Below are 22,820 nucleotides of genomic sequence, written 5' to 3' on the forward strand. Positions count from 1 at the left end.
GAACAGATGGAATCTGCGGAACCGACCGAATCAGCGACACCGACAAACGCTGACGCCGAGCGCTTCGAGATGAAGGTTGACCTCGCCGTCCTCCAATCTCTGGGCATCAACTTATACAGCAACGCCGCCGCCGTTCTGTCCGAGGTTGTCGCGAACGCTTGGGACGCCGACGCGAACAAGATCAGCATCACGTGGAGCCAGGACGCGGGTTCCATCGTCATCGAAGACGATGGTTCAGGTATGAGCCTGGATGACGTCAACGGCCGGTATTTGAAGGTGGGCTACCAGAAACGCGAGCCTGGCAACGAGGGACTCCGGTCGAGCGAACACAGGCGCCCGTTCATGGGGCGCAAGGGTATCGGCAAACTCTCCGTTTTCTCTCTGGCGAACGACATCGTCGTTGCAACGCGCAAGAAGGACATGCAGCCAGAAGCCTTTCGAATCGATCGAGTAAGCCTCGAGACCGCGATAGCGGGAGGCATCGCTTACCATCCAGAGCCAGTGGAGGTGCCAGCAGATCTCCCGCCGCACGGCACCAGATTGACTCTGACCAATTTGAACACGAAGCGGGCGGGTGTGACGATCCGGGCCTTGCGACGCCGCATTGCCCGCAGGTTCGACGTTCTCAGCTTTGATCCAGCAGCGGCCGATCGCTTCGCGATCGTAATCAATGGCGAGCGCGTCGGTTTTGACGACCGCGAGGATCTGGCCCGAATAGAGTACTTCTGGTCGCTCGGGGCGTCCCCTATTCCGGCCACCCAAACTCCGGCCGTGAAGCGGCGATGGGAACTTGACGGCCTCGTAGATGAAAAGCGAGGTTGGCGACTCAGCGGCTGGTTCGGCTCAGTTGCAACGCCGAACGATCTTCAAGACGAGGAGGATGAGCGCGAGTCCCTACGAAACATCATTATCCTTGCTCGCAAACGTCCAATCCAGGAAGGAATTCTGGACCAGCTACACTTCAACAAACTGTTCGGAAGCTACGTGACTGGCCAGATTACCGCCGAGTTCCTCGACCTCGACGGGGAGGAGACTCCCGACATCGCTACGAGCGATCGGCAGCGACTCATTGAGGACGATGAGCGTGTCACCCTTCTAAGAACCGTGCTCCGCGAACGCTTCTTGGAGGCGGAACGCCAGTGGACCGCGCAGCGCCCGATCGACAAGTTCAAAGGTCTGATGCAGTCCTATCCAGAGGTACACGCCTGGGTGGATGAGCGACCGGCCAGCCATCGCCAGGCAGCGCAGAAACTGATCCAGACCATCGCTGCCTTACCGTTTGAGGATGAATCTCCTCGGCGCGAGCTCTTCCGGGCTGGAATTCTTGGCTTCGAACGTGTCGCGCTAGATGCGACGACGGCCCAACTTAACGAATTCGTCGATGCAGTCACGGTCGACGACATCCTCCCTGTCCTAGCGTCGCAGCGCACGCTCGAAGATGCGCTCTACGCTCAGATTCTCCGGTCTCGTATCGCGGCCATCGAGCAACTCGAGCGTCTCATCAACGATGACGACAAGGAACGTGCTCTGCAGGAGCATCTGTTCGAGAACATGTGGCTACTCGACCCGTCCTGGGAGCATCCGACTGCGAATCCTGAGATGGAGAAGAGCCTGAAGCGAATCCGTGGCGACGTTTTCGAGCCCTCGGAGGAAGAGAATAAGGCGCAGGGGCGAATCGACATCAAGTACCAGAGTGCCGCCGGCTCACACCTGATCGTGGAGCTCAAGCGCTACGGCCGGAAGACGACGCTGGACGAGCTCTTCACACAAGGAGCAAAGTACTGGGAAGCCACGCGGGACGTGCTTGAGAAGCAGGGGATGCCCTCGAATGGATCGAACGTTGAGGTGATCTTCGTGCTCGGCCAGCCAATGAACCCGGGGCCGATCGGTAAGAAGACAGCAGAAGAGACCATTGCCGATCGTCTGGACGGTATCAACGGGCGCGTCTTCTATTACGACGAGATGCTCGCTAACGCGCGACGTCAATATGTGGAGTACGAGACCGTCTTGGCAGAGAAGCAGGGCGATCTGGCGAAGGTGCTTGCCTCTCTGGACCCACCTGTCGACGAGCCCGAAGACCCTGACGAGGCGGATGAAGTGGCCACCGAGGCGCTGAACGAGGATGCCACCGAATCAGCGGCCGAAGAGACTGCCGATGTGACGGCTGTACCTGCTCCTCCTGCTGTCGACCCAGTGCCCCAAACGGATGCGCCCAGCTCCGTGTGACTTTGTTGTCGTCAACGGCTGTCATGCGAAGGGTACTCGGGCACGGCCAGCTCTCAGCCCGAGCAGCGAGGAACTAGTCAGCGGCGCCCAGGCTGCCATGGATTGGCTATCTGACGGAGGGCACCGTCGACATACTCGCGACGCTCCAGCGGGCCATCCCTCTGGTATCGCAGAAAGTTGACCTGGGCCTGCTGATAGGCGTGCAGGAAGTCATCTGCGGCCTGCTCCAGATACTCACGCTGCGGTGTGGAGAGCGACTCCCAACGCGGGTCGTGCCCCTCTGTCAGTGCTGCGCGGCGGTCCGTTGCGCACTTGGCCACCTCGATGATCCACTCCTCGTGAGAGGGCTCCCACTTGTCTGGGTCTTGCACGGGCCTACCTGCCGGGCCCATCCATGTGTTCATTTCCATTTCGTTGATTCCTAACTATCGGTGGAGGGCCCGACGCTGCATCGTCAGCGACGAACAGGTCACTCAAAGTCAGATACTTCGATGGCGCGCCGCACTCTGTCGAAGTCGCCCGTGCGGATGATGAACTCGGCGGGTCGCATGGGGCCCTCTGCGACAAGACTCGAATGACTCGTCCCCATGAATCCGCAGACCGCATAGTGCGTCCAACGAGCGGAGACCAGAGCGATCAGTTCGGCTAAGTGGGGTAACAAGCCGTCGGGCGATGGCCTGTGAAACTGCCAGTCTGGGAATCGTGGTCGGCCGGCGATCTCGAGTGCGTATAGACGGCCATCGGCGACAGCCCGAAGCACGGCGTCCGCTTCCCACTTGAGATATGCACACGTGTCTTCCAGGGATAGCGTGCGAACGAGCAGCGAGATCTCGGTCTCAATGCTGCGGCGAGCCAGCGATCCCCTGGCTACTTTCGCGGTCGTGGCCGCCAAGCTCTCGACTGTGAACACGCCGGACTCGACGAGGAAGGCCTTCCGGCCCTCCGCCATGGTGCTTTTTGTGATGGGCCGCAGCGAGAGCACCGTCTCGATGAGCGCGTCCACCATGAACTGGCCGTCAGCGCCGAGTCGGGCGACGGCATCCGCAAGCTGTCTCACGGACTTGTCGGAGGCTCGATAGCTGTACGTCTCAGAAACCTCTGTGTTTCGGGAGTCGTCGGGGACTTCGGGAGTACACATGGCGCCAGCGTGGCGGGACTGCGGGATGAATGCAACCGTGGGGTTAGTCTCTCTGAAGCAGCGTCTTGCGCCAGCCGAAGTGTCAGCCGCTGAACGAATCTGCTCGTTTCCGAGCAGGCTCGGCGACCTCTAGGTGCGGCGGTTTTGAGACAGCACCTGCTCTCGGTTTGTTTCAGCTCTCGGGATACTCGCAGACTCCCGACCCGCTCTTTGGCGGGTGGTCCAGCAACCGACCACCTAACGGCCAGCTGCTGGACCACAGGAACTGATGCGGTCCGCCTCGTGTCACAGCGCTGACCATCAGCTGGCCCGCGGCTGCCCTCCTCTCAGACCTGCTGGTCCTTCATCACAAAGATGGCCCTGCGCTGGGCGCGGTCGGACCGCCGCCTGGCCACTTCCCAGCCTGCGGCGTGCGGCGACTCGGAGAGCCCAAGGCTCCGTCACCTTCGATGAGACGCCCCACCTCAGCGCGAGTGGCGCGAGCTTGGGCTGCAGCTTCATTGAAGTAGTCGCGCGCCGGCTTCCCGCCGAATCTCGCCTTATCGAGCCACCGCTCCACGTCCGGCGGGATGGACTCCAGCCGCGCATTCGTGGTGCGAAGGCTCTCGCGCTCGCGCTCGGCCTCCTCTTTCGCGCGTCGGGCCGCGTGCTGCGCCGTCTGCGCCGCGGTCATGGACGCTTCTGCGGCCAGGCTAGCCAGCCTCGCCTCCTCACGGGCCGCGGCCACCTGTTGCTCCTGCAGAACGATGCTGGTTTCGCGTCCGTCGAGGGCCGCAGCTCTCTTCCCGAGGCCGATCGTCATGCTCTCGTATGTCGTCTTCTTCGTCTCGACATCCTGCAGGGCGTAGCGAATTCGATCTGTCTTCGCCTGGAACTCACTGCTGCTGAGGTGTTCCGTCGATCGTTCCGTGACTTTGTGCTCGACGTCGTAGCCTGCCTCGGCCATGTGTTGGCGCAGCTCTGCATGTTGACGCCTGAGGTCTTGTGGACCCTTGAAGAACTCCTTCTGGGCGAGGCGCCCGTCCTTGGTGACGGGGGTGAACATCACCTGCAGCTGGGGGTTGTACTCGTCCAGATGAAGAGAGAAGCCGACGATGTTGCTGGCGCCGAACTCCTGGCTGACCCAGTTGAGTGATGCGACGGTGTGGGCGGCTGCCTCCTCGTTCAGGCCATCCTCGCGCCAGCTTGGATTGTGGTCATCGAACCACTTCGGGTCGAGCTGCAGGATGAGACCTCGCATCACGACGGCGTCTTTGCGAAGAGGTTTCTTCACCGACGCGAGACGTTCCTCGAGGTAGTTCTCGAGTTCCTGAGATGGAGCCTCGCCGTCGACGGACACGAGCTCGCGGAAGCCACCCGCTCCATCGTTGACCCGTGTGAAGTTGGAGGATGTGCGCGACGGGACGATGTTCTTGTTGCTGTGCGTGAACGTGAAGCCGGCGGCCAGATCGGCATCGCGCGCGATGTGGCGGAAGAAGCTTCGTGCGTGCGAGCCGGAACGTCCCACCTTGTGGGACGCGTCGAAGGTCATCGTGTAGCTCATGCGGCCCTCCTCTCAGCGCGTCCAGCGTGGTGCCCCGTCTTCGACGCGGCACCACGCTGGGCCTCCGGCGGCTCTCCCGAGGGGCTTCGACTACCGCAAAGGAGCCAACCACCCCTGTGTGCCTTCGGGAGGGTGGTTGTCTCCTTCGCGGTAGTCGAAGGTGTAGCCCCATACACTTTGCGATCGCTGCGCTCCTCAAAGTTCCTGGTGCCCTGCGGGGCGCCTCCGTGCTCCGCCCGTCGGGAACGCCCTGGCGGGCGTCCGAGCGACCCATCGCGCTGGACGCGTGATGGGTCGGCGGCTGCCGGACGCTGAGCGTCGAAGCAGCCATCCGCTTCCGCGATGACGTCACGCGACATGAGTGGTCACCTCCTCATGTCCAATGCCCCAGGTGCGAGCGTGGCGGGCTTCCTCGGCCGCGGCTGCCAACGCCGCTTTGCGCTGGGACTCGAGGGCGCGCTGAGCGATCTCCTCTTCAGGAATCGGCTTTCCGAGCTCTGCGAACTCCAAGATCAACGACTGTGGGTACTCGTCGATGGATGACTTCGCGGCCAGCACCTTCTCGAACTGATCCTTGATCGGAGCGACCTGATGCGCCTCAATCGCCAGATGCGTCTCGATGCGGCGGGGCGCGTCGGAGATGCCCTTGAGTCGAATCTGCACCTGTTCGATGTTCTGACGGAGGTTTCTGTACGCGTAGTACTCGTGGAACTCTCTGGTGTTGTCCGCGAACCCCTTGTTGACCAGCAGGTCGAACTCACCCTCGCGGACCGGGATGACGAACGGCACTCGCCGGCGCGACTGAGCCTTGTTCTCCGCCTTGTGCTGGATCCCAGCCTTGTCGACGTACTCACCCGCTAGCCCGTCGAGGAACACGTCGTAAGGATCTGGGCCGGTGAAGATGGTGATCGTGTTGACGGGCTGAGTCGAGCCGTACTTCACATTCATCGACTGCTTCTCCGGAAACGGATTCATGAACGTGAACAGTTCCTTGCGCCCCATCGAATGGATGAGGTTCTCGACGCGGGCCTCCTCGAAGATGACGACAGGCTGGCCGTCGTAGCCCTGCCAGGTCACGTTCTCGCCGCCGATAGTGAAGAAGGGATCGTGCACGCCTGGCACCCAGTCACCAGGGACCAATGTGCGGGCGAGTGCCTTCGCCAGCAGATCCTTCCCCACACCGCCCTGGCCCTCGAAGTAGAAGCAGATGCGATACGGCGGTGCGGGTTGGTGGTGGAGGAAATCGCCTCGCCACTTCGTGAAACGGTCAATATACCTGCCGTAGTAGATCGGGTAGTCGCGACGGAGTTCCCGCAGGGTGATCTCGCCGTGCATGGTCGCGAGCATCAACGAATCCAGCTGCTTCTGGTCGTTGCTCTTGCTGCCAGGCGCGCGCGACGCCATGTGATCGTCGAGCTCCGCGCCGAAGTCAAAATTGGCAACCACGGTCGCGCGGTCATACTGGTGCTTCTGCCGCTGCTTACTGCCTTCGTGGGTGAGGTACTGGCAGAGGTCGAAGAACGCCTTCTCGCGCGCGCCGTTGCCTAGGTAGGACTTCCGGCCCTCCGCCTGCGCGAACTCTCGCGGCATCTTCACTCTGGCCGCCGGCACCATGAACCAGTTGGAGATCTGCCGAATCGTGTAGTCATGGTCGCACTGAACGACGAGGTGGACATGGCGAGGTTTCAACGCTCCGGCGGCGACCTGGCGCCCCTTGCCTTGTTGCTCTGCAGCCTCTTGTGCGTCGAATCGGTCGAGGTCGTGCCATGCGTAGGCGTACCGCTTGATCGAGTCCATCGATAGGCCCTGGTCGATCTGGGCCTGGGTGATCATCGCCTCGCCTGTGTCGGGGTGCACCTCGTACTGCATGATCGAGAACACTGTCGCCGACAACGACGCGCGCTTTATCTGGCTATCTGTCTCGGCAGCCTTCGCGGCCTCGAAGAAGGTGCGAACAGCTTCGAGTTGAGTATCCGCTACACGGGTGGCTGCGGGAGTAACGGGAGAAACGGGAGTTTCTGGGCGGGGGGACCCAAGGAGGCCCCCCGCCGGTTCTGCAGCGTATTCATGCGGTTTTTGCGTCTGCTGGGCGGCTGCGACGGGAGAAACGGGAGTTTCTGCGGGAAGGGTCTTGTCGCTCACGTTTGCATCGGACATCAACGCACCTCCTCAGAGGTGCTCGTGTGTTCCTGCGACAGCAGCCAGGCATCGACAGCTTCTGGGCGATACCGGACACCGCGACCGACGCGGATGAACTTCGGGCCTCGGCCTTTGATGCGCCATTCGCTCAGGCTGCGCTCGGTCGTTCCAAGACGCTCGGCGAGCGTCGCGGGGGCTACAAGCGCATCGAGCAGAGAGGTACTGGCGGGAGAGTTGGCGGGCATAGAAAAGTCCTCATGAGTTCGCTCTCATGGGGACCGCATCCGCCTGGTCGTGTAGCCGTTCCGTATCTGGCGTGCGTGCACATCTTGTGCTGTCCGCTCTTCGAAGCCAGCGTTCGAGTCACCCGCTATGCGGACCTGTTCTCCAACGTGACGCTTCCTAGCGAAGGAAGCTCCGCCGCCCCGTAGTGCGGCATCTTCTGACCCTTCAATTCGGGCTGCCCACAATGTAGCACGAGACGCCGACTAAGCTCACAATTGTTCACGCCAATTCATACCCACGGGAGATCTATGGGCACGGTCAAGTCGTACGAGACCAAGACCAAGGGCCGGCTCTACGAGGTCTGGTACACGAAGCCAGACGGCTCACGTGGTCACGACCGGGGCTTCAAGCTGAAGCGTGACGCCGAGGCTCACCTCGCGACCGTGGAGGTCTCGAAGCTCAAGGGATCGTATGTGGATCGGGCGGACGCTAGGGCCACGATCGCGCAACTGGGCGCCGAGTGGATTGCGCGCCATAAGACCAAGGTGACCCCCAGCAGTCATCACTCGGTTGAGAGTGCCTGGCGGGTGCACGTGCTGCCGGAGTGGGGAGGATACGCCGTTGGCGCAGTGACCAAACGGCAGGTCGAGGCGTGGCTCACGCGACTTGGTGAGACGCGATCGCATACGACAGTCGCGCGAGCACGAGATCTCCTCGCTGGCATCTTCGACGATGCGATCGAGGACAACCGCGTCACAAAGAACCCGTCGCGGGGGATCACGATCAAGAAAAAGCCGATTCCCGACGAGGTGTTCCTCACGCATGCGCAGGTGGAGGAGCTCGCCGGTGCGGCGAGGGAGTCGAGCGTAGTCCGCTTCCTGGCCTACACCGGGCTCAGATGGGGAGAGGCGACTGCGCTCCGCGTGCGCAACATCGATCTTGTGCGGAGGCGCGTGAACATCCGAGAGGCGGTCGCGGAAGTCAATTATCGGCAGATCTTAGGGAGTGTAAAGTCCCATGAACGGCGGACAGTCGCCTACCCCGATTTCCTCGACACCGAGGTGGCTGCGGCATGCAAGAACAAGGCACCCGACGATCTAGTTTGGACCGCAGACGATGGTACTTTTCTCCGACCGGGCCACGCGTACAACGGCTGGTTTGCGAGAGCGGTCAAGCGCTGCATGGACGTCGATCCACACTTCCGTCGGATCACGCCGCATGACCTGCGTCATACCGCCGCTTCGCTCGCGATCAGTGCGGGCGCTAATGTCAAGGTAGTGCAGCGCATGCTCGGTCATAAGTCTGCGAAGGTCACTCTGGACACCTACGCTGCGCTGTTTCCTGACGATCTGGACAACGTGACAGATGCGCTGAGCCGTCAGCGTGCTGAGCAACTCTGATCCGTCTCTCGTGGCGGTGCGCCACCAGACAGTGCAGAACTCAAGGTTTGGATTAAAAGGTCGATGGAAGCGGAAATGGCGGAAAACGCGATACGCACTGAAGACGAGTGGGGTCTCGAGCTCTCGCAGCTGGTTGGCAAGATTCAAGAACTCCCCAGGGCATACGAGCGCGCTTATGAAGTGAAGCCGCTCAGAGAGTCGATTCGAGCCGCAGACGATATAGCGACAGGGTCGCTTTCGATCGGTCAGTATGTGCAGTATTGTCTTGCGCAGGCTGTGGACGCTTGCGTTGGCATAGAGCACCTGGTGTCGACGCCTCGCGGTCTTGCAATACCGTTGGTGGCTACTTATCCGCTTGCGCGAACGGCGATCGAATCTGCCTGTACGGCGCTCTGGGTGATGCGTCCGCCCGCTCGGAGAGAGCGGGTGCTTCGGCGTCTGCAGGCTACCCAGGACGAACTCGCCTACGAAAAGTCGTTCATTGTGGCGGCCAGTGCGTCACAGCAGGCGAGTGCAAGAGAGTCCATGAAGCGTGTGAATGCCAAAGGCGCGAGAGAAACGAGGCGTCAGATGAGGCGGGTTGCCGACGCATCGGGCATCGAATGGGCTGAGTATGAACGAGGGCTTCCCGGTTGGGAGAAGGTTGTGGACGAAGCGGGTGACCTATTTAACGTGAACTCCTCATCGCTCCTTGTCGGTGCATGGAAGTTTACGAGCGGACTGACCCACCCGTCGTTTATGCGCGGTCTGGTCGCGCATGAGTTCCTACAAACCGCAGACTCTGGTGATGCTGAGGGAGCTCATGAGGTCAGGGGGCGTCTGACTGGCGATCCGGCGTGGATCACATCGACGGCGACTGCTGCTCAAGTCATGACGCTACGTGCGATCGCAATGCTCCGTGTAACGAAAGCGATGGTGAATGGGGAGCGGCCGGTACCTTCCCCGCGTACGTAGCCGGAACTCTGCTTCCTATCCTACGCCCGCGCTCCTCGTGCGAGGAACCCTCGACACGGCAGAATGGCACCATGCACATGCACATCGCTCTTGCCTCAGATTCGGCCGCCGCGATTGACAGTACGGCGCTCGCGCTATTGTCGATCTTTGGCGGTGCTGGGGTGACCATTTTGGCTGGTTTCATCGGCGCTGGAATCCAGGGGCGGCGCGAGCACAATCGTTGGGTGTCCGCGCACCGTTACGAAGCGTTCGTGAAAGCTTTCGCCCTAATGAAGGGGTTTCAGCTGATTCACTCCAAGTCCATGAAGCTCGCACAACAAAAGGGAATGAAGATGGACAGCCCTGAGCTGGTGGCGCTCCTGGCAGAATCGGACCAGCTGTACATTACGGTGGCTGAGACTCTCGCGCCGCTCGTCATCCTCGGGCCAACGTCCGTTTCGGAACACGCGGATGCCATGCAGGCTGCATTCGAGGCCAGTGACTATGAGGCGCTGAGGGAAGCCGAGCGTGCTTTCGTCCTAGCCGCGCGGACTGTGCTGAAGATTCGAGCGTAAAACAATGGGTCTGTTGCACAGCAGTGCGACAGCTCACAACCACGTAGACGCTCCGAGCAAGCGCTGGTGGAGTCTGCCAAGGTCTAAGGGCCTGGGAGCGCAGACTGGACGAGGCGACCTGCCTCTTAGGGTTGGTACGCCAATACTCTTACAATCGGGGGTCAGCGAAGTGGGATGTACAGAGAAAGATGGAAGCGTCTCGCCTGCATGGGCCTATGCGCTCTCGGGCATTAATGCGTTGGTCGCATTGTTGCTCGTCGTCAATGCTCCGCGCGAGGATTGGCAGTTAGCGCCCGCATTTCTGCCGGCCGCGGGCGTGGCGGCCACGCTGGCGGGAGTCTCGTTCGTACGCGCTCCGAGATCTACCCCAACGGTCCGTGCAGACGTATTCGTGCTCGTCGGGTTACTACTTGCCGGTCTTGCCGCCCTGATCATTCCACTGGTGGTGGTAGATCCTCAGACGGTCAGGAGTGATCCAGGACCGCTGATTTTGCGTAACTTCCTGACGGCGGGCTTCGCGGTCTTGATTGCGTTCTTCGCGACCCTCGCCGCCTCGCCATGTGGGAGGCGACCGCTTTGTGGCGCTGCAGATGACGGGGCAGTAGGGGAGCACCCGCGACATCAGGAGCAGAGCGGAAACGACGACGTAGACGGTGCCACCCAGCCGCAGTCGGATGAAGGTCTGTCTGACGCAAGCCCGTCGACGAGCGTCGTTGGCGACGTACCGCCCTCGACTGTTGGCGTGTTGCAGATGGAGGAGCCCGAGGCGGCGACAGATGGCGGACGGACAACCCCACTGGGAGGGTCCGGACCGCTGGCCCGGACTGGCCGGCGCTATGAGACTGCCGCGGTCGTCAGGAGTAGGCGGACCGAGGACGCTAGCTTCACGTCGACGACCAGGGAGCGCGTTTCGTTATCGCTGTGCGCGCTTGCCAGTTTTCTCCTCGGCGCTCTTTTTGGATTCTCTACTCGCCGGAACCGGTAGGTGTTGATCGCAATCCGTGGTGCGTTTTGGTGCAGGAGTGCATGTGAGCAAGTGAGTGCAGCCGTGCATACTCGCGGGAAAATGTGCGTGAAAATCGGTGTTCCAAGGCCGGCTCCAGGCGGCGTCTGCCTCCGGCAGTGGGTTCAAATCCCACCGGTACCGCCAGCAGAAGCCCCCTCCACCCGAGCAACACCGGGACGGAGGGGGCTTCTTCGTTGCCAGCGCTTCACCGCGGCGGGCCGCTCCGATCGTCTCCGCGCACCACCCAGACCCCGTTGCCCGTCTCCTTGGCACTCGCATTTCGGTCCCTGATTCGCTCTCGATTCCGTGCGTTCTCGGACCTTCCGTGGCAGGCTGAGAGCGATCGAGGAGGTGTGCTGATGGTGACCGGATCGATGTTGTTGGCGCTCGCAGGAGGTGTCGGTGTCGCTGTCGCCGTCGTGCTCGCCGTGGTGTCGCGGAGGAGTTCCCACCCGCGGTCGGCGGATCCGCACCTGCAGGCGACCGACCCAGAAGCGGCTGCAGCACTGCGGGACATCCAGGCTCAGATCGATCGCGGGCGCGGGCCACTCGGCTGACGATCGCTGGAGAGCGGTCCGCTGCTCGCCCGTCGCCGAACTGAAAAACACCGATTCCCAGCTTCGCCCAGGGACGCCTCATCTGAGGCACAGCACCGCGTCGCACAGTGAAGTCATGACCAGATCACGCGCCGTCCTCGTTCCGTTCGCCCGCACCGCCGTCGTCCTCGCCGGCGTCGCGATGCTCGCCGGCTGCCAAGCCACCTCGGCGGCCACCGCCGACCCCTCGTCGTCCGCTTCGTCGGCGACGAACGGCCGCGACGACGGCGGCGCGATGGGCGACCGCGCGGATTCCCAGACCGAGCAGAAGAACCTCGCCGCCGTCCTCAAGCTGTACACGGACGCGTTTCCGGACCCCGCCTCCTCGAAGGCGGTGGCCACGGCAGACAAGCTGGTCGCGGCCGACGCCGTCGCGCACGGTTCGGGGCAGAAGGCCGGGCCGGGCGGGTTGCTCAGCGAGTTCACCGCCGACCGGGGTCGCGTCCCCGGGGCGCAGGCGGTCGTCAAGCACACGGCTGCCGACGGTGACCTCGTCGCCGTGCACTACCAGGTCGCCTCCGATCCGGCCGACGAGCGGACCGGCGAGGCAGCCGTCGACCTGTTCCGTCTCCGCGACGGAGCCGTGGTCGAACGATGGTCCTTCGATCAGCCCATCGCAACGGGCACCCCGGCGAGCGGCAACACCAACACGATGTTCAGTGACCTCTACAACCCGCCGAAGCCCGCCGTCGCACCGTCGGAGGAGCAGGAGGAGCAGAACCGCACCTTCGCCGTGAGTGCGTACAACACCCTCTTCCGCGATCAGGACGTCTCCATCCTCGACAAGGCGTTCGACCCCGCGTACCTGCAGCACAACCCGGTCGCACCGAACGGCACGGCGGCGCTCAAGTCGTTCTTCTCCGGACCCTCCACCTTCCCGCCGCAAGAGTCGGTCATCTCGCTCAGCGACGGCGACATCGTCTGGACCTTCTCGCAGAGCGTCGGAGCGAAGTCGGATGCCCCGATCCTCGCGGCGGACCTCTTCCGCGTCGACGACAAGCTCATCCGCGAGCACTGGGACGTCGTGCCGACCGCCGGCTGAGCCTGGCCGCGGGCGGGCGGCGCGCCTACGATGGACGGCATCGTGACCACCCACCCGAACGACGTCACCATCCGCGCGTTCTCACCAGCTGACGAGACGGGCTGGCTGCGCTGTCGTGTGCTGGCGTTCCTCTCCACGCAGTACTACGACGACGTCTGGCAACATCGTCCTCAGCTGTCGGAGCCGTCGTTCGGCCTCGTCGCCGTGGACGCCGAGCAGTGCGTGGTGGGGCTGCTCGACGTCCGTGTCGACGGCGCCGAGGCGACGATCGACACCGTAGCCGTGCATCCGGACCACCAGGACGGCGGCATCGCAACGGGACTCCTGGATGCTGCGCTCGCGCGACTGAGCGGCAGCGGCGTCAGCAGTCTCGACGCCTGGACCAGAGAGGACCCGGCTGCCAACGCGTGGTATCGACGGATGGGGTTCACCGAACAGGACCGGTACCTGCACGTCCACCTGTCAGACGGTGACGACGCCGACGGCTTCGTCACCCCGCCCGGCTTCAGTAATCCCGTGTCGGCGTTCGTGCACGTCGGGATCGAGCGCGAAGCCGAAGTGAGGTCCCGCTTCGCCCGGGTGTACGTGTGCAGGCAGTACCAGCGGGACCTCCATGTCCCTTCCTCCGCGACGCCCGCTGGCTAGAATCGCGGCATGAGCGACGACACGACCACCGGTTCTGACGAGGCCTTCGGCGTCGAACCCGGCACGTACCGGCACTTCAAGGGTGCGTTGTACGAGGTGATCGGCGTCGGGCGTCACAGCGAGACGGAGGAGCCGTACGTCTTCTACCGGACGACGACGACCCCGCCGACGTCCTGGGTGCGACCGCTCGCGATGTTCGTCGAACCCGTCTCGCGCGACGGCTACAACGGCCCGCGCTTCGCCCGCGTCAGCGACTGAACGAGGAGGACCACCCATGGACGAGACTTCCGATCCGCAACCCGAACCCGCCGACGCCCGAGACCTCCTGGTCGAGCGGATCATCCGCGCCCCGCGGTCGATCGTCTGGGCGGCGTGGACCGACGCTGCGACACTCGGCCGTTGGTGGGTGCCCGCGCCTTCGGTGTGCCGGGTCCTCGACCTCGAGCTGAGGCCGGGCGGGTCGTTCCGCACGGAGTTCAGTGAGGACGGGGAAGCGTTCGTCCCGCAGATCACCGGCTGTGTCCTCGAGGTCGTCCCCGAGCAGCGCCTCGTGTGGACGACGGCGCTCGTCGCGGGATGGCGGCCCGCCGAGGACCCGTTCATCACGGCGGTCATCGAGATGGAGGACCACCCCGACGGCACCCGGTACCGGGCGACCGCGCTCCACCGTGACATCGCGCAACGCGACCACCACCTGGAGCTCGGTTTCCATGCCGGGTGGGGGATCGTCACCGAGCAACTCGCCACGCTCGTCGAGCAGGCGTGAGGAGCGCGACCCGACGGCCGACACCGCCTCCCTCCGCGTAAACTCGGGGGATGCCCAGTCCGACCCCAGCACCCGCACCCTTCGCCCTCCGTCCGGCGCTCATCCCGGGCATCCTGGGGGCGGTCGCGCTCATGCTCGGACTCGCGCTGCTCGAACTCGACGCGTTCACGATCGTCCGGTTCGTCGTGAGCATCCTCGCGCTCATCATGGCCGTGTTCGCGTGGCAGGCGAAGCAGCCGCTCTGGATGATCCCGACCCTGCTCGTCGCGATCGTCTGGAACCCTGTCATCCCGTTCCCCTTCAGCGGCATCCCCTGGGTCATCGCCCAGTTCCTCGGCGGTGTCGTCCTCGTCGCCGTCGGCATCCTCCTCGAGAACAAGCACGCCGCCACCCCACCCGCCACCTGAGCGGAAATGTTTCGGGAACGCCGGCGGGTCGTCCTCGCTCTGGCAAGCTTGCGCTCATGACGCTTGAACGCAACTGGGCCGGCACACACACCTTCGCAGCGCCGCGGATCGTGAACGCCACGTCGATCGACGAGGTCCGCACCCTGGTGGCGGACGCGGCCCGCAACGGCACGCGCGTCCGCGCCCTCGGCACCCGCCACTCCTTCACCGACCTGGCCGACTCCGACGGCACGCTCATCACCGTGATCGACATCCCCGCGGACCCGGTGTTCGACGAAGCGGCCGGCTCCGTCACGATCGGCGCCGGCACCCGCTACGGCATCGCCGCCGCGTGGCTCGCCCAACACGGCCTCGCCTTCCACAACATGGGGTCGCTCCCGCACATCTCCATCGGCGGCGCGATCGCGACCGGCACCCACGGTTCCGGCAATGACAACGGCATCCTCTCCTCCGCCGTGAGCGGTCTCGAATACGTCGACGCCATCGGCGAACTCGTCCACGTCCGTCGCGGCGACCCGGGGTTCGACGGCCTCGTCATCGGTCTCGGTGCGTACGGCATCGTCGTCCGGGTCACCGTCGACGTTCAGCCCGCCTACCGGGTGCGCCAGGACGTCTACCGCGATGTGCCGTGGGACGCGGTCCTCGCTGACTTCGACGGCGTCACCGGTGGTGCGTACAGCGTGAGCATCTTCACGAACTGGCTCGGCGACACCATCGAGCAGATCTGGTGGAAGACCCGGCTGTCGGCCAGTGACGACACGATCCCCGTCGTCCCGGAGTCGTGGCTCGGGGTGCCGCGCGACGTTCTGACCACCGGCAACCTCGTCGAGACGGACCCCGCCAACCTCACCCTGCAGGGCGGGGTGCCCGGCGACTGGTGGGAGCGACTGCCGCACTTCCGACTCGAGTCGACACCGAGCAACGGCGACGAGATCCAGACCGAGTACTTCATCGATCGCGCCGACGGTCCCGCGGCGATCACGGCCCTGCGCGCGCTCGGCGATCGCATCGCCCCGCTGCTCCTCGTGACCGAACTGCGCACCGCAGCGCCGGACAAGCTCTGGCTGAGTGGCGCCTACCACCGCGACATGCTCGCCGTGCACTTCACCTGGCGGAACCTGCCCGACGAGGTGCGCGGGGTGCTGCCCGCGATCGAGGAGGCCCTCGCGCCGTTCGGTGCCCGCCCGCACTGGGGCAAGCTCAACCTCCTGACCGCCGAACGGATCGCCGAGGTCACGCCGCGGCTCGCCGACGCCAGGGACCTGTTCGAGCGGTTGGACCCCGCCGGTACCTTCACGAACGCGCACCTCGAACGCATCGGGGTGCGTCTGCCCCGGTAGTCGGCTCCGATGGTGTCGGACGCCAGCGCGGTGCGCTGACGCGAGCGCGGGTCATCGGGTGTCAGCGCGGTGCGCTGGCGTGAGCGCGGGGGAACCGGCGTGGGCGCGAGGCACGCGCGTGAGCGCGGGTCTCCGGAGGCCCGCGCTCACTCGCCAGACCCGCGGTGACGTCAGCGCACCGCGCTGGCGCAACCCCGAAGCTCAGTCCTCGACTCGGATACCGAACTGCTCGGCGAACATCGCCGCGAGCTCACCGACCTGGAACGGCGTCATCGTCGCGCCCCGCAGATATTCGACCCCGGCGATCCGCCGCAGCTCGAGGGTGCGGAGGTCGACGTCGGCGAGCTTCGCCCGTGTGACGTCGAGGCTGTTGAGCGTGCAGTCGACGAACCGGACCCGCGTGGCCGTCGCGTCCGCGAGGTCGAGCTCGTCGATCGTGCAGCCCTCGAAGAGGACGTCCTGCAGCACGGCACCGCGCAGGTTCACGAACCCGAGCTTGCACCCGCTGACCCGCACGGACTGCCAGTTCGCGTCGTAGCAGTCCGCAGACCCGACCCGAGAGCCGTCGAGCTCCACGTCGCGCAGCCGACTCCGAGGAGCCAGCAGGATGGGCGCGTCCCACCGTTCGAGTCGGGTGTCGAGGAACGACGCCGCACGGAAGTCCGTCTGATCGGCAGTGATCCCCGAGAGCGACGACTCCGAGATGGTGATGCCCGAGAGGTCGCGGTGCGACAGGTCGAGGTCGGCGAACCGCAGGCCCTCGACGGCGTCGTGGGCCTCGAGGTCGCGTTCCTCGCCGTCCGTCAGCCCGATGAGCCGGACCGGGTCGAGTCGTGGTGCGGTCGTTCCCGTGCGTTTCGCCATGTCGTGCTCCGATGCTGATGCCTGAGGGTCGAGGACCAGCCTAAGCGGGGCCACCGACGCCCCTCGGGGCGGTTGCTCAGCTCGTTGTGAACCGACCCGGCAGGAACGGGAGCAGGGGAGCGCGGTAGACGAGCGAGGTGTCGACCCCCGCGGTGACCGTGGTGCTGGCGGCTCCGTACCGCCACATGCGGTTGAAGAGGAAGACCTCGAACGACACCTCGGTGCCGGTGATCCGCCAGCTGCCGGTGCCCCACTGCGCCGGCTGCCCGCGCCCGTCGAACACCACCGTCGGACGCTGCAGCGCGCCGTACCAGGGGCGACGGAGCGTGACCTCGATCCGGTCCGGCATCGGCACGGTGTCCTCGGAAGCCTCGGTGCTCATCCGCTCAGCCTAGGGCGAGCGGCGATGTCCGCGGGGCGCCGGTGCGGGAGGGACGGCCTTCGCCGCGACGACGTCGGCGTCCGGGACTGTGACCGATCCGCGTCTGGTCTCGATCGTGCTGCTCTCGGGCGTCCGCTCGACGAGCTCACCGAGTGCGTCGGTCGCCCCTGCCTCCGACCCCTCGGGCAGCCGGTAGCGGACGACGACACGGGTGCCGAGCGGTGCGTCGTGGAGGAACCGGACGGCGGCCGGACCGATCATCGCGTCGCTGCCGACCAGACGCTCACCTGGACCTCACCAGGAGCTCGGGCGGTAGTCCTTGAGGAAGACACCGAACAGGTGCTCGCCGGCCTCGCCGCGGACGATCGGGTCGTAGACGCGGGCCGCACCGTCGACGAGGTCGAGCGGGGCATGGAAGCCCTCCTCGGCCAACCGGACCTTGGTGGGGTGCGGTCGCTCGTCGGTGATCCACCCCGTGTCGACACTCGTCATGAGGATCCCGTCGGTCTCGAACATCTCACGTGCGCTCGTGCGGGTGAGCATGTTGAGCGCCGCCTTCGCCATGTTCGTGTGCGGGTGGCCGGGTCCCTTGTAGCCGCGACCGAAGACGCCCTCCATCGCGGAGACGTTCACCACGTAGGTGTGGTCGAAGTCCGACGCCGCCATCGACGCACGGAGACGGCTGATGAGGATGAACGGGGCGGTGGCGTTCGCGAGCTGGACCTCGAGCATCTCGATCGGCTCCACCTGGTCGACGTTCTGCACCCAGCTGTTGCTGTGGTCGACGTCGGGCACGAGTCCGCCCGCGTCGATCGCGGTCCCGGCGGCGAGCCGCTCGAGCGACGACGATCCGGCGGTCATCGCGGCTTCGGTGAGTGCGTCGGCCTTCGCCGCGGCGGCAGCGAGGATCGGGTGCGCCGAGACCGACGCCGCGAGTGACAAGGGGTGCGCGTCGTTCGTGTGGCCGAAGGTGACCAGCTCGGGCAGCGGGCCGTCGGGCAGCGGCGCGAGCTCCGCGTCGACGAGCGGCTGGTAGGCGCCCTTCGTGCGGCGCACGGTCTGGGCGGCGTTGTTGATGAGGATGTCGAGTGGCCCCTGCTCGGCGACGGAGTCCGCGAGCGCGATGACCTGGGCCGGGTCGCGGAGGTCGATGCCGACGACGCGCAGGCGGTGCAACCAGTCGCCGCTGTCGGGGAGGGCGCTGAACCGGCGGACGGCGTCGCGCGGGAAGCGGGTCGTGATCGTGGTGTGGGCGCCGTCGCGCAGGAGCCGTAGCGCGATGTACATGCCGATCTTGGCGCGACCACCGGTCAGCAGGGCGCGCTTGCCCGTGAGGTCGGTGCGGGCGTCGCGCTTCGCGTGGCTCATGGCGGCGCACTGCGGGCAGAGCTGATGGTAGAACGCGTCGACCGTCGTGTAGGGCTGCTTGCAGATGTAGCAGTTGCGCGGCACGAGGAGCTCGCCGGCCGTCGGTGCGGTGGTCGTGGTCGCGAGCGGGATGCCCCGCGTCTCGTCGTCGATGCGGTCGGGCGCACCGGTCGCGGTCGCGGCGATCACCGCGCGGTCGGCGTCCGCGATCCGGGCGCGGCGGTCGAGACGGCGTTCCTTCTTGACCGCCTTGAACATCTTGGCGGTGGCACGACGGACCTGGAGATAGTCGGGGTGCTCCTCGTCCATCGTCGCCATGTGCTGGAGGACGCGGAGGGTGACCTCGAGATCGGAGGGATCGATGCCCGCGTCGTCGCCGGTCGTAGGGCTCGTCGGCTCGTCGTGGGGGAGGGAGGTCATTGCTTCATTCTACGAGCCGAGCGCGCTCCACCGGTCCGCGGGCCGGCGCCTCCGTCACCGGATCCAGGGGACGGAGGGCGGTGTCCGGCGTGCGTGAGACCATGGGGCAGTGACCCCCGATCCCGCACCACTCGTCGACGTGGCCGACCTCGTCAGACTCGTCGGCCGGGTGGCGTTCGATCGCGGGCGCGGATACGCGAGGGACGGCCGCGTGACGTCGGTGGACTGGAACGCGGACAAGCGCCGGGTGCACGGGATCGTCGAAGGATCGACCGACATCCCCTATGCGTGCATCATCGACCTCGGAGACGACTCCGGCGGGATCGCACGCATCGAAGGCAGTGCCTGTTCGTGCCCCTTGCGCGGTGACTGCAAGCACATCGTCGCCACCCTGCTCCAGAGCAACGCGGCCCACCTCCGTGCCGAGGGCCGCTCCGACCGCTGGGTGGCTCCACAACGGCCGCCTGCGGAGCGGGAAGCGTCCTGGCGTTCCGACCGGCGGTGGACCGCGCCGATCAACGACCCCGTCCTCGACGAGCCGGCCGAGCATCGCCCGATGTACGCGGACGACGAGCTCGAAGCCCTGCCCGAGGCATGGCGTCCGGCCGTCGGCCAGCGCCCCGCGCGATGGGCGCCGAGTCCACCGACACCCCCGGAACCACCCACCTGGCGCAACCGCCTCGACTCCCTCACGGGCGAGGGCGGTCGCGCCGTCGCACCCACCGCGATGGGCCTGCAGTTCGAGGTCCAGGAGAGCATCCCGCGCACGGCCGAGCGCTGGCGCGGCCCGACGTCCCGTACGGCCGACGGTCCGCCCGACCCACGGCACCCGCGCCGCATCGCCGTCCGACCGGTCGTCCGGAAGGTCGGGGGCGGCTTCGTCAAATCGACGATCTCCTGGACGTCGTTCACGCACCAGGGCCACCGCCTGGCGCTCGACCCGGCGCACCAGCAGTGGTTCACCCAGTTCCAGGCGCTCCTGCGCGCGACCCGTCCACCGGCCGGGGCGTTCGCCGGAGCGGGCGACGCGGACTGGCTCGTCATCGACGACTTCGGCAGCCCGGTCCTCTGGCATCTCCTCGAGGAGGCGGAACAGCTCGGCATCGAACTCGTCGGCACGCGCAAGGGCACGGTCGCCCTCGGTGGCACCGCCGCCATCCGGCTGGACGCCGCACATGCCGAGGGTGGAGTCGTCCTCCGCCCGGTCGTGACGATCGACGGCACGGACGTCGACGCCTCCACGAGCGGCGCCATCGGCGACCACGGCCTGTACCACTACTCCTTGGAGCCGCGGCAGGCGATCGTCCTCGCGCCACTCGCGGAACCGTCGTCCGACGAAGCGCGGGGGTTGCTCGGCCCGGGCGAGCCCGTCCTCGTGCCAGCGGCCGAGGTGCCGGAGTTCCTGGAGCACTACGTGCCCCGACTCCGCCGGACGATCGAGCTCAGCTCGACCGACGGCGCGGTCGTGCTCCCGGAGATCGTGCCGCCCGTGCTCGTGCTCACCGCCTCCTTCGAGCCGAAGCAGTCCCTCCGGCTCGCCTGGGCCTGGCAGTACGCTCCGGCACAACGCGTCCCGATCGGTGGGACGTCCTCGGCGCTCGCCGCAGGTCGATCGATGCCGGCGACGGTCGCGGACACCGGCACCGCGTCGACCGGTTCGGTGTCGTCCGGTTCCGGGAACGGCGGGGACGTCCTCCGCGACGAACGGGCCGAACGATCGATCCTCGAACGCGTCGGTGCCGCCCTCGCCGCAGCTGCTGAGCCGGAGCGACGCGCGATCACCGCCGGAGCACTCGACGAGCTCATCACGCCCAGCATCTGGCCGCCCCGAGCGCAACAGCTGAAGGAGTTCGACGCGGCGCTCGTCACCGAACGGGCCCTCCCGGTGCTCGAGTCGCTCGACGACGTTCTCGTCGAGATCGTCGGCGAACGCCCGGAGTACACGGAGCTCACCGGGACCCCGCACATCTCGGTCACGACCGTGGAGACCGAGCAGCGCGACTGGTTCGACCTCGGGATCGTCATCCACATCGGCGACTACAGCATCCCCTTCGAACCGCTCTTCAAGGCGCTGTCGAAGGGCCGCACGAAGCTGCTCATGGTCGACCACACCTACCTCTCGCTCGAACACCCCGCGTTCGACCGCCTGCGTGAGCTGCTCACCGAGGCTGCCGCGCTCACCGAATGGGAGACGAAACCGAGCATCAGTCGCTACCAGGCGAGCCTCTGGGCCGACTTCGAGGACCTCGCCGACGAGACCGAGCAGGCCGTCTCCTGGCGTGAGGCCGCGGCCGGGCTGAACGCCATCGACGCCGTGCCGGACACCCCGCTGCCGGCCGGGCTGCAGGCGGAGCTCCGCCCCTACCAACTCGACGGGTTCCGCTGGCTCGCGTTCCTCTGGGAGCACGGCCTCGGCGGCATCCTCGCCGACGACATGGGTCTCGGCAAGACGCTGCAGACCCTCGCCCTCGTCGCCCATGCCCGCGAGACGACCGGTGCTCCGACGCCGCCGTTCCTCGTGGTCGCGCCCACCTCGGTGGTGTCCAACTGGGTCGCCGAAGCCGCCCGATTCGTCCCGGGTCTCGTCGTCCGCAGCATCACCGCGACGCAGGCGAAGGGCAGTGCGTCCATCGCGGAACTCGCGGACGGTGCCGACGTCGTGGTCACCAGCTACGCGCTGTTCCGGCTCGACGCCTCGGCGTACCAGGCGAGCGACTGGTCGGGGCTCATCCTCGACGAGGCCCAGTTCGTCAAGAACCATCGGGCCAAGCTGCACGACTGCGCGGTCGACCTCCGTGCGCCGTTCAAGCTCGCCATCACGGGCACGCCGATCGAGAACACCCTCATGGAACTGTGGTCGCTGTTGTCGATCGTCGCGCCGGGTCTCTTCGCCTCCGCCTCGCGGTTCACGGAGCACTACGTCAAGCCGATCGGCAAGGGGCTCGACTCGAGCCGTCTCCAGACGCTCCGACGACGCATCCGTCCGCTGCTCATGCGCCGGACGAAGGAGCTGGTGGCACCGGAGCTCCCGCCGAAGCAGGAGCAGGTGCTCCGCATCGAACTCGCACCGGCGCACCGGAAGCTCTACGACCTCGTGCTGCAGCGGGAACGGCAGAAGCTCCTCGGCCTCGTCGACGACCTCGACCGCAACCGGTTCATCGTGTTCCGGTCGCTCACCCTGTTGCGCATGCTGAGCCTCGACGCGAGCCTCATCGACGCCGAAGAGCACGCGGGCATCCCGTCGAGCAAGCTCGACGCCCTGCTCGAGCAGCTCGACGACGTCGTCGCCGAGGGGCACCGCGCGCTCATCTTCAGCCAGTTCACGTCGTTCCTCGGCATCGCCGCGCGTCGGCTCGAGGAGCAGGGCATCGCCTACGAGTACCTCGACGGGTCCACGCGTCGACGCGGCGAGGTCATCGACCGGTTCCGCCAGGGCGACGCCCCGGTCTTCCTGATCAGCCTGAAGGCGGGTGGCTTCGGTCTGAACCTGACCGAGGCGGACTACGTCTTCCTGCTCGACCCCTGGTGGAACCCCGCGGCCGAGGCGCAGGCGATCGACCGCACGCACCGCATCGGCCAGCAGCAGAACGTCATGGTCTACCGGCTGGTCGCCGCCGACACGATCGAGGAGAAGGTGATGGCGCTCCAGGCGAAGAAGTCGGAGCTGTTCGCCGCCGTCCTCGACGACGACGCGGTGTTCAGTCAGGCCCTCACCGCAGAGGACATCCGAGGTCTCCTGGAGTGATTGTCGGCCGCTGACCAACGGTTGCGGGGAGTGCGTCGGGCGACTCGGGCGATAGCCTGA

General features: G+C 65.8%; 21 protein-coding genes. 12 read left to right on the forward strand and 9 right to left on the reverse strand.

Features of this window, described 5'->3' with window-relative positions; all coding sequences use genetic code 11:
* The first annotated feature begins 6 nt into the window (after positions 1-6).
* On the forward strand, positions 7-2,226 hold the full coding sequence (locus tag ITJ57_RS05610; RefSeq protein WP_194669221.1) for an ATP-binding protein: 2,220 nt from the start codon (positions 7-9) through the stop codon (positions 2,224-2,226).
* Positions 2,227-2,303: 77 nt separating this feature from the next.
* Here ITJ57_RS05610 and ITJ57_RS05615 read toward each other — a convergent pair whose 3' ends face one another.
* From ITJ57_RS05615 to ITJ57_RS05635, 5 genes are all read right to left on the reverse strand, one after another.
* The gene (locus ITJ57_RS05615) at positions 2,304-2,636 is read right to left on the reverse strand and encodes a hypothetical protein (protein WP_194669222.1); all 333 of its coding nucleotides are present in this window, start codon (positions 2,634-2,636) and stop codon (positions 2,304-2,306) included.
* 59 nt (positions 2,637-2,695) lie between these two features.
* The gene (locus ITJ57_RS05620) at positions 2,696-3,364 is read right to left on the reverse strand and encodes a hypothetical protein (RefSeq protein WP_194669223.1); all 669 of its coding nucleotides are present in this window, start codon (positions 3,362-3,364) and stop codon (positions 2,696-2,698) included.
* A 346-nt stretch (positions 3,365-3,710) separates the two neighbouring features.
* Positions 3,711-4,907 (reverse strand): plasmid recombination protein, encoded by a 1,197-nt coding sequence (locus tag ITJ57_RS05625; RefSeq protein ID WP_194669224.1) that lies wholly within the window; start codon positions 4,905-4,907, stop codon positions 3,711-3,713.
* Between the two features lie 348 nt (positions 4,908-5,255).
* On the reverse strand, positions 5,256-7,049 hold the full coding sequence (locus tag ITJ57_RS05630) for an RNA helicase (RefSeq protein WP_194669225.1): 1,794 nt from the start codon (positions 7,047-7,049) through the stop codon (positions 5,256-5,258).
* 14 nt (positions 7,050-7,063) lie between these two features.
* Positions 7,064-7,291 (reverse strand): AlpA family transcriptional regulator, encoded by a 228-nt coding sequence (locus ITJ57_RS05635; RefSeq protein ID WP_194669226.1) that lies wholly within the window; start codon positions 7,289-7,291, stop codon positions 7,064-7,066.
* A gap of 288 nt (positions 7,292-7,579) precedes the next feature.
* Between ITJ57_RS05635 and ITJ57_RS05640 the strand changes: the two genes are divergently transcribed.
* The 10 genes from ITJ57_RS05640 (at position 7,580) to ITJ57_RS05685 (ending at position 15,981) form a co-directional block, all read left to right on the forward strand.
* Positions 7,580-8,671 carry a site-specific integrase gene (locus tag ITJ57_RS05640; protein WP_194669227.1) on the forward strand — a complete coding sequence of 364 codons (1,092 nt, stop codon included), beginning with the start codon at positions 7,580-7,582 and terminating at the stop codon, positions 8,669-8,671.
* 75 nt (positions 8,672-8,746) lie between these two features.
* Positions 8,747-9,625, forward strand: a complete 879-nt coding sequence (locus ITJ57_RS05645; RefSeq protein ID WP_194669228.1) for a hypothetical protein — start codon at positions 8,747-8,749, stop codon at positions 9,623-9,625.
* Positions 9,626-9,696: 71 nt separating this feature from the next.
* Positions 9,697-10,179 carry a hypothetical protein gene (locus tag ITJ57_RS05650; protein WP_194669229.1) on the forward strand — a complete coding sequence of 161 codons (483 nt, stop codon included), beginning with the start codon at positions 9,697-9,699 and terminating at the stop codon, positions 10,177-10,179.
* A 1,365-nt stretch (positions 10,180-11,544) separates the two neighbouring features.
* Positions 11,545-11,742, forward strand: a complete 198-nt coding sequence (locus ITJ57_RS05655; protein WP_194669230.1) for a hypothetical protein — start codon at positions 11,545-11,547, stop codon at positions 11,740-11,742.
* Between the two features lie 115 nt (positions 11,743-11,857).
* Positions 11,858-12,823, forward strand: a complete 966-nt coding sequence (locus ITJ57_RS05660; RefSeq protein ID WP_194669231.1) for a nuclear transport factor 2 family protein — start codon at positions 11,858-11,860, stop codon at positions 12,821-12,823.
* A 42-nt stretch (positions 12,824-12,865) separates the two neighbouring features.
* On the forward strand, positions 12,866-13,468 hold the full coding sequence (locus ITJ57_RS05665) for a GNAT family N-acetyltransferase (RefSeq protein ID WP_370582215.1): 603 nt from the start codon (positions 12,866-12,868) through the stop codon (positions 13,466-13,468).
* A 9-nt stretch (positions 13,469-13,477) separates the two neighbouring features.
* Positions 13,478-13,726, forward strand: coding sequence for a DUF1653 domain-containing protein (locus tag ITJ57_RS05670; RefSeq protein WP_194669233.1), 249 nt, complete (start codon positions 13,478-13,480; stop codon positions 13,724-13,726).
* Between the two features lie 16 nt (positions 13,727-13,742).
* Positions 13,743-14,234 (forward strand): SRPBCC family protein, encoded by a 492-nt coding sequence (locus ITJ57_RS05675; RefSeq protein ID WP_194669234.1) that lies wholly within the window; start codon positions 13,743-13,745, stop codon positions 14,232-14,234.
* A gap of 50 nt (positions 14,235-14,284) precedes the next feature.
* On the forward strand, positions 14,285-14,641 hold the full coding sequence (locus ITJ57_RS05680; protein ID WP_194669235.1) for a DUF6804 family protein: 357 nt from the start codon (positions 14,285-14,287) through the stop codon (positions 14,639-14,641).
* A 56-nt stretch (positions 14,642-14,697) separates the two neighbouring features.
* Positions 14,698-15,981 carry an FAD-binding protein gene (locus tag ITJ57_RS05685; protein WP_194669236.1) on the forward strand — a complete coding sequence of 428 codons (1,284 nt, stop codon included), beginning with the start codon at positions 14,698-14,700 and terminating at the stop codon, positions 15,979-15,981.
* 201 nt (positions 15,982-16,182) lie between these two features.
* On the opposite strand, the gene ITJ57_RS05690 is transcribed toward ITJ57_RS05685, so the two are convergent.
* From ITJ57_RS05690 to ITJ57_RS05705, 4 genes are all read right to left on the reverse strand, one after another.
* Positions 16,183-16,845 (reverse strand): pentapeptide repeat-containing protein, encoded by a 663-nt coding sequence (locus ITJ57_RS05690; RefSeq protein WP_194669237.1) that lies wholly within the window; start codon positions 16,843-16,845, stop codon positions 16,183-16,185.
* A gap of 76 nt (positions 16,846-16,921) precedes the next feature.
* Positions 16,922-17,227 (reverse strand): hypothetical protein, encoded by a 306-nt coding sequence (locus ITJ57_RS05695; RefSeq protein WP_194669238.1) that lies wholly within the window; start codon positions 17,225-17,227, stop codon positions 16,922-16,924.
* A gap of 9 nt (positions 17,228-17,236) precedes the next feature.
* On the reverse strand, positions 17,237-17,488 hold the full coding sequence (locus ITJ57_RS05700) for a ferrous iron transport protein A (RefSeq protein ID WP_194669239.1): 252 nt from the start codon (positions 17,486-17,488) through the stop codon (positions 17,237-17,239).
* A 33-nt stretch (positions 17,489-17,521) separates the two neighbouring features.
* Positions 17,522-19,015 carry an SDR family NAD(P)-dependent oxidoreductase gene (locus tag ITJ57_RS05705; protein WP_194669240.1) on the reverse strand — a complete coding sequence of 498 codons (1,494 nt, stop codon included), beginning with the start codon at positions 19,013-19,015 and terminating at the stop codon, positions 17,522-17,524.
* A gap of 109 nt (positions 19,016-19,124) precedes the next feature.
* Here ITJ57_RS05705 and ITJ57_RS05710 point away from each other — a divergent pair, with 109 nt between their 5' ends.
* Positions 19,125-22,760 carry a DEAD/DEAH box helicase gene (locus ITJ57_RS05710; RefSeq protein ID WP_194669241.1) on the forward strand — a complete coding sequence of 1,212 codons (3,636 nt, stop codon included), beginning with the start codon at positions 19,125-19,127 and terminating at the stop codon, positions 22,758-22,760.
* Positions 22,761-22,820 lie beyond the last annotated feature (60 nt).

Source organism: Plantibacter sp. VKM Ac-2880, from assembly GCF_015351235.1.
In the GTDB taxonomy this organism is placed as follows: Bacteria; Actinomycetota; Actinomycetes; order Actinomycetales; family Microbacteriaceae; genus Plantibacter.

Coding starts and splice junctions, on each gene's coding strand:
- ITJ57_RS05695 (WP_194669238.1), bottom strand. CDS start 17,227: ATGAGCACCGAGGCTTCCGAGGACACCGTGCCGATGCCGGACCGGATC.
- ITJ57_RS05615 (WP_194669222.1), bottom strand. CDS start 2,636: ATGGAAATGAACACATGGATGGGCCCGGCAGGTAGGCCCGTGCAAGAC.
- ITJ57_RS05685 (WP_194669236.1), top strand. CDS start 14,698: ATGACGCTTGAACGCAACTGGGCCGGCACACACACCTTCGCAGCGCCG.
- ITJ57_RS05610 (WP_194669221.1), top strand. CDS start 7: ATGGAATCTGCGGAACCGACCGAATCAGCGACACCGACAAACGCTGAC.
- ITJ57_RS05655 (WP_194669230.1), top strand. CDS start 11,545: ATGGTGACCGGATCGATGTTGTTGGCGCTCGCAGGAGGTGTCGGTGTC.
- ITJ57_RS05700 (WP_194669239.1), bottom strand. CDS start 17,488: ATGATCGGTCCGGCCGCCGTCCGGTTCCTCCACGACGCACCGCTCGGC.
- ITJ57_RS05635 (WP_194669226.1), bottom strand. CDS start 7,291: ATGCCCGCCAACTCTCCCGCCAGTACCTCTCTGCTCGATGCGCTTGTA.
- ITJ57_RS05660 (WP_194669231.1), top strand. CDS start 11,858: ATGACCAGATCACGCGCCGTCCTCGTTCCGTTCGCCCGCACCGCCGTC.
- ITJ57_RS05645 (WP_194669228.1), top strand. CDS start 8,747: ATGGCGGAAAACGCGATACGCACTGAAGACGAGTGGGGTCTCGAGCTC.
- ITJ57_RS05670 (WP_194669233.1), top strand. CDS start 13,478: ATGAGCGACGACACGACCACCGGTTCTGACGAGGCCTTCGGCGTCGAA.
- ITJ57_RS05640 (WP_194669227.1), top strand. CDS start 7,580: ATGGGCACGGTCAAGTCGTACGAGACCAAGACCAAGGGCCGGCTCTAC.
- ITJ57_RS05620 (WP_194669223.1), bottom strand. CDS start 3,364: ATGTGTACTCCCGAAGTCCCCGACGACTCCCGAAACACAGAGGTTTCT.
- ITJ57_RS05675 (WP_194669234.1), top strand. CDS start 13,743: ATGGACGAGACTTCCGATCCGCAACCCGAACCCGCCGACGCCCGAGAC.
- ITJ57_RS05690 (WP_194669237.1), bottom strand. CDS start 16,845: ATGGCGAAACGCACGGGAACGACCGCACCACGACTCGACCCGGTCCGG.
- ITJ57_RS05680 (WP_194669235.1), top strand. CDS start 14,285: ATGCCCAGTCCGACCCCAGCACCCGCACCCTTCGCCCTCCGTCCGGCG.
- ITJ57_RS05625 (WP_194669224.1), bottom strand. CDS start 4,907: ATGAGCTACACGATGACCTTCGACGCGTCCCACAAGGTGGGACGTTCC.
- ITJ57_RS05650 (WP_194669229.1), top strand. CDS start 9,697: ATGCACATGCACATCGCTCTTGCCTCAGATTCGGCCGCCGCGATTGAC.
- ITJ57_RS05705 (WP_194669240.1), bottom strand. CDS start 19,015: ATGACCTCCCTCCCCCACGACGAGCCGACGAGCCCTACGACCGGCGAC.